Genomic DNA, 4,993 nt, shown 5'->3' with positions numbered 1-4,993 from the left:
TGCTCGGGCGGGTCGATTTGCAGCGGAATCAGCGGGCGGATGTTGCCCAGATCGACCGCGTCCATGTTCGACGAGAACAACTCCGTGTGCTTGAGCGCCATCTCGATGTCGGCGAGGCGACTCAGAACCACCGCCTGCGGCGACCGGAACACCGGGCTGGATTCGCGCAATGCCTTGTACATCGGTTGCGGCTCCGCGAGCCCCGTCACCGTCTGGTCGACGAAACTTTCGGCTTCTGTCATCTGGTCAGCCTGACACCAACGTCCCCGCCGGGCAATGGTGAATGCTGAGCGATCGCTCAATCAGGGCTCGGCCGCTAATCGTGCAGGTGCAGCCGCTCGCCGTGCGGACCGAAGATCACGATGGCCTCCACCGGCCCGTCCACCACACCGAACCAGTGCGGCGTCCACGTCGAGAATTCGACGGCCTGGCCTGGGTCGATGGTGAAGTCGCGGTCGCCGAGGATGAGCCGCATCCGGCCGGAAAGGACATACATCCAGTCCTGCCCCTCGTGCACCGGCAGGTCGGCGGGTGGGTTGCGGCGCCGGGCGCTGACGCGAACCTTGAACGCGTGCAGGCCACCGGCGGGACCCTGGCGGGTCAGCGGCCAATAGGTGACACCGTGGTGGGTGTGTGCCGCGCCGCGCACCCGGGGGTCGGGCGCTTGCGAGGCCTGCAACAACTCGTCGGTGCTCACCGAGAGGGCCCTGGCCAGACGCGGTAGATGATCCAGTGCCAGCCGGCGTTTGCCGGACTCGAGGCGGCTCAGCGTCGAGATGTCGATGCCGGCGCGCTCGCCGACCTGCTGCAGCGTCATGCCCCGCTGCACGCGCAGTTCCCGGAGTCGCCGCCGCACCAAGAGGTCAATCGAATCTTCCGCAGTGTTTGCCTGCATGGCAATTCAGCTTGGCAAACCAATTCGGAATGGGCAAGCTCGCGGTGTGGACAGTTCTTGCAAACCCGAAGATGCCCAGCAGTTCTGGGAAGATCGCTACCGCTCCGCGGAGCGAGTGTGGAGTGGACGGGTCAATCCGCGGCTGGCCGAATTGGCCGCCGAGTTGCCGCCGGGACGGGCTCTCGATCTGGGGTGCGGCGAGGGCGCCGATGCGCTGTGGCTGGCGGAGCGCGGCTGGGACGTCGTGGCCGTCGACGTCTCGGCCACCGCGCTGCGGCGGGCCAGCGAGGCCGCATTGGCACGGAAATTGATCGCCCGCATCGACTTTCAGCGACACGATCTCAACGAGACCTTCCCGCACGGGATGTTCGACCTGATCTCGGCCCAGTATCTCCACTCGCCCGCTCACCTCGACCGGGAAACCGTGCTGCGGCGCGCGGCCGGTCAGGTCAATCCCGGTGGCGTGCTGTTGATCGTCGACCACGGAGCGGCCCCGCCATGGGCCCAGCATGACGGTCACCACTTTCCCGGCGTCGCCGAGGTCCTCGCGTCGTTGCGGTTGCACACACCGCGGTGGGCACCGCCGCGGACCGAGACCGTCGACCGCGAAATGGTCGGGCCGAACGGGGAAGTCGGGACGATGGTCGACAATGTGATGGTCTTGCGGCGAGCGCAATAGCCGGGTTCAGGCCGCGTCGTGAAAGATCAGTCCCATGGCGTAGCGCGCTCCGGAGCGAACCACGGACACACCGTGGCGTACCGGTGCCGCGGACCAACCGCGGGCCGACCGCACCGGCCGCTCCCGCGTGGTGAAGACGTAGCCGTGCCCCTGCGGCAATTGTGTTGCAGTGCCCCGTGATTGCGCCCGCGGTCGCTGCTCGACAAGCAGGAATTCACCGCCGGTGTAATCGGCCTCTGAGTCGCTGAGGTTGATCACCACCTGCAGGGGGAAAACCAAGTCCCCGTAGAGGTCCCGGTGCAGCGCATTCCAGTCGCCCGCACCGTATTTCAGCATCAGGGCGGTGGACCGGGTCTGGCCGGCGGCGTGGCAGGTCGCCAGCCAATCGTCGAGGCGGTCCGGCCACGGCGTCTCCCGGCCGAGCCTGCCCCACCAGTCGCGGGCTATCGGCAGCAGCCGGGGATACAGCGCCTGTTTGAGTTCCTCGATCGGTTGAGGGTAGGGCGCGTGGAAGTAGCGGTACTGCCCGGCGCCATAGCGTTTGGGCGCCATGTCGATGGTGGAACGGAACAGAGCGTCGTCGGCGTAGAGCTTGCGCAGCCGCGCCGCTTCGGCCGACGTGACCAGCCGCGGCAACAGCGCCCCGCCGTATTCGTCGACCGCGGCGGCGATGGCATCCCAGTCGCCCGAGTCGACACGCCTTTTCCACTGGGACATCACGGCCTCCGTGTCTTGGGTGCCACTCCACCATAGATAGCGCCGGCCGGGCCGCCGGAATGCGTTGCTGGCCCCGGCACGGCGCAGCGGGTACCGTTTATCGTCGCGGACGAGTTGGCCGGGCGGCCGCGGGCCGTCGCAAGGCGGTTCGAGGAAAGTCCGGACTTCACAGAGCGGGGTGATTGCTAACGGCAATCCGAGGTGACTCGCGGGAAAGTGCCACAGAAAGCAGACCGCCACCCTCGCGGTGGTAAGGGTGAAACGGTGCGGTAAGAGCGCACCAGCATCCCGGGTGACCGGGGTGGCTAGGCAAACCCCACCCGAAGCAAGGCCAAGAAGGCCGCACCGCTGGTGCGGCCGCGCAGGCGTTCGAGGGCTGCTCGCCCGAGCCTGCGGGTAGGCCGCTCGAGGCACCCGGTGACGGTGTGTCCAGATGGATGGTCGCCGCCGCACCGCCGTTGCTCAGGCGCGGCGGTGGGGAACAGAATCCGGCTTACAGGCCAACTCGTCCGCCCCGGCCTCGCCCTGGCGCCGCTCGGCTGTTAGTGCCGCGCCTTGCGCACAGCTTTGGCGAGTTTGCGCAGGGTGCCGTCCAGCTCGCGGCGGCACCGCTGCGCCAAGTCGGCCTCCCGCTGATACAGCAGCCCGTAGGTGAAGGTGTCTTCGCCGGCGGCGTGGGCGATGTCCGCCTCCTGGCGCAGGTGTTCTCGGCTGACCACGCTGTCTTGATGATCACCGAGCAGCGACTGGACGGCCTTGGCCCGCTCGGACACCTTGTCCGCTCCGGTAGCGGCCGCGGTGTACCGAAGCCGCTTGGCGCGCTTGCGGATTCGGTGTATCGATTCGTCGCGATGGTGGTGGTCGTCGGGCTGCTCCCTGTCGACCTGGGCGGCCGCCTTGGCGGCCTTGCGGACTTTCTGGTAGGCGGTGTCGATGGTTACCGACGCCTGTTCCTCGGCCGAGGCCGCGCCGGGGGCTTGAGCCGCAATCACGTCAAGGGAGTCGAGCAGACGGAAGTACCGCTGCGACCGCATGGCGACCAATGACCGGCGCAGCCCGGTCTGGTAGCGACGCTGGGCGCCCCCCACCAGACGTTCGCGCACCTGACCACGCACCAATTCCGGTGCGAGCCGGTCCAAGTCACGCTCGTATCGCTCGGCCAGCACCTCGGCGTCGCGCGCCGTGCCCAAAATCGCGGCGAGCTCACGCAGCTCGTCCAGCACCCACACTTCCTCGGGCAACCCGAACGAATCCTGGTAATCACGCAGCAGGCTGCGCAGCTTGCGGGTGGTCACCCGCATCTGGTGGATGGAATCGTAGGCGTCGGCGCGCACGGCGCGATCCCACACCAGAAGCTCGCGGACCTGCTCGGCTATGGCGCGCTGCAACGGATCCCCGGACGGCTGCGCACCGTTGGGCGGTGGCGTGGTGCCGAGCACCCGCGCCAGCTTGGAGCCGTGTCCGGCCGGCACGGCGCCGGCGTCCAGCAGCCGGTTGCTCAACCGGTTCAGCAGCTCGGTGCCGGCCGCGCCATTGGATTGACCGCCCGCATCGAGCAGCTCCAATTCCCACTCCCGCCACTCCTGCTGAATGGGCGGCGCGTCGGTGCCATCGTCGGTGTCATCGGAGGTGGCTTCGGAGCTGTCGTCGGGGCCCCGCGTCGACCACGCGGTGACGCGGTCGTTGCTGAACTCGGCCAGCGCGGTGCCCGCCGCGTCGTACAACACCTGGCTCTCGCGCTCGGTGGTGATGCGCGCGACCGGTTGCAGTGGACGGTCACGCACGATCGCCAGCACGACATCCGCCAACTCGTTGGGGACGGTGTTGGTCCCGCCCGGTCCGGATGCGTCCAGCGGTGTGCGGACCTCGGTTCGCGCGTCGGGCCCGGCCGGCAGCTTCAGATGCCATCCCGCGTCGGAGCCACCGGTACGGCGGCGCAGGGTGATCTTGTTGCGCGCGAGGTCATGCGCGGACGTGTCGAAGTACGTCGCATCCAGGGTTTGCGCCGGTGACTTCTCGACGTGGGCAACCGCGGCAATCCCTTCGAACGAAGGCGAAACCGTGAACTCGCCAACATCGAACTTGCGCTCTACCTCCAGATGACGCGAGGTCTGCGGCGTTTTTGCAGGCATCTTCGGCTCCGTTGACGGCGCGTCGCCGCGGCCTTGAACGTGATGGACGGTGGGGATGAGACCCATAGCCTGCCATACCGCGATGACCAGGTTATGGCGGCGGCGGTGGAGGGGGGACCTCGTCCTCCGGCAGCGGCGCATAGACGGCCGGCGGCGGAGCATAGCGTGCGATGTTGTCGGCGATGTTGGTGCACCCGCTCACCGAGACGCGCCGTCCGGCGCTGACGCACACGCTCGCCTCCACCCGATCGGCAGACGGCACGGCGGTAAGTATTGCGGGAACGGCCGTCACGCCCGAGAACACCAGCAATGCGGCAAGCCCGCGGCGGCGATTCATGTGCAATCTCCTTCGTAGCCTTCGTTGCATTGTGCCGTCACAGCGCGACGTGCGGGCCGAGAACCCGAATATCGACACCGTCGCCGGAAAGCCTTAGGCCGTGTGCACGTCTGGAGTGCGTACGTGTTCGGGGCGAAGGCCTCGTCCGAATGCGATCGGCGGGATGAATTGCAGCGGGCCCCGACCCACGATCGCGGGTATCGCGATGGGTGACAGGTCACCGTTCAAGTTGG

5 protein-coding genes, 1 other RNA gene and 2 pseudogenes are annotated in these 4,993 nt (G+C 67.8%); 2 read left to right on the top strand and 6 right to left on the bottom strand.

Annotation, left to right across the window (positions count from 1 at the left end; genetic code table 11):
* A pseudogene (locus tag Q0W90_RS23175) lies at window positions 1-242 on the bottom strand (cytochrome P450); the annotation flags it as partial.
* Window positions 243-316: 74 nt separating this feature from the next.
* Entirely contained in the window at window positions 317-895 is a 579-nt protein-coding gene (locus tag Q0W90_RS23170) for a helix-turn-helix domain-containing protein (protein WP_297700136.1), read from the bottom strand.
* Window positions 896-941: 46 nt separating this feature from the next.
* On the opposite strand from Q0W90_RS23170, the gene Q0W90_RS23165 reads away from it, so the two are divergent.
* Window positions 942-1,574, top strand: coding sequence for a class I SAM-dependent methyltransferase (locus Q0W90_RS23165; RefSeq protein WP_297776881.1), 633 nt, complete (start codon window positions 942-944; stop codon window positions 1,572-1,574).
* 6 nt (window positions 1,575-1,580) lie between these two features.
* Here the strand turns inward: Q0W90_RS23165 and Q0W90_RS23160 are convergent, their stop codons facing one another.
* Window positions 1,581-2,291 (bottom strand): 2OG-Fe(II) oxygenase, encoded by a 711-nt coding sequence (locus Q0W90_RS23160; protein WP_297596635.1) that lies wholly within the window; start codon window positions 2,289-2,291, stop codon window positions 1,581-1,583.
* Window positions 2,292-2,401: 110 nt separating this feature from the next.
* Between Q0W90_RS23160 and rnpB the strand changes: the two genes are divergently transcribed.
* Window positions 2,402-2,803: RNase P RNA component class A (gene rnpB / locus Q0W90_RS23155), an RNA gene on the top strand.
* Between the two features lie 30 nt (window positions 2,804-2,833).
* Here the strand turns inward: rnpB and Q0W90_RS23150 are convergent.
* The 3 genes and pseudogenes from Q0W90_RS23150 to Q0W90_RS23140 form a co-directional block, all read right to left on the bottom strand.
* The gene (locus tag Q0W90_RS23150; protein WP_297700132.1) at window positions 2,834-4,423 is read right to left on the bottom strand and encodes a CYTH and CHAD domain-containing protein; all 1,590 of its coding nucleotides are present in this window, start codon (window positions 4,421-4,423) and stop codon (window positions 2,834-2,836) included.
* A 91-nt stretch (window positions 4,424-4,514) separates the two neighbouring features.
* Complete coding sequence (locus Q0W90_RS23145; protein ID WP_297596631.1) at window positions 4,515-4,760, bottom strand: hypothetical protein; 246 nt, start codon at window positions 4,758-4,760, stop codon at window positions 4,515-4,517.
* A 93-nt stretch (window positions 4,761-4,853) separates the two neighbouring features.
* Window positions 4,854-4,993, bottom strand: a pseudogene (locus tag Q0W90_RS23140) (FAD-dependent oxidoreductase); the annotation flags it as partial.

Origin of the sequence: Mycobacterium sp., assembly GCF_025933915.1 — a bacterium.
Taxonomy (GTDB): Bacteria; Actinomycetota; Actinomycetes; order Mycobacteriales; family Mycobacteriaceae; genus Mycobacterium.
This window is presented reverse-complemented; position numbering and strand designations above follow the sequence as displayed.

Bases quoted from the DNA above. Each gene is read 5' to 3' on its own strand.
- Q0W90_RS23160 (WP_297596635.1), bottom strand. From the start codon at position 2,291: ATGTCCCAGTGGAAAAGGCGTGTCGACTCGGGCGACTGGGATGCCATC.
- Q0W90_RS23150 (WP_297700132.1), bottom strand. From the start codon at position 4,423: ATGCCTGCAAAAACGCCGCAGACCTCGCGTCATCTGGAGGTAGAGCGC.
- Q0W90_RS23145 (WP_297596631.1), bottom strand. From the start codon at position 4,760: ATGAATCGCCGCCGCGGGCTTGCCGCATTGCTGGTGTTCTCGGGCGTG.
- Q0W90_RS23170 (WP_297700136.1), bottom strand. From the start codon at position 895: ATGCAGGCAAACACTGCGGAAGATTCGATTGACCTCTTGGTGCGGCGG.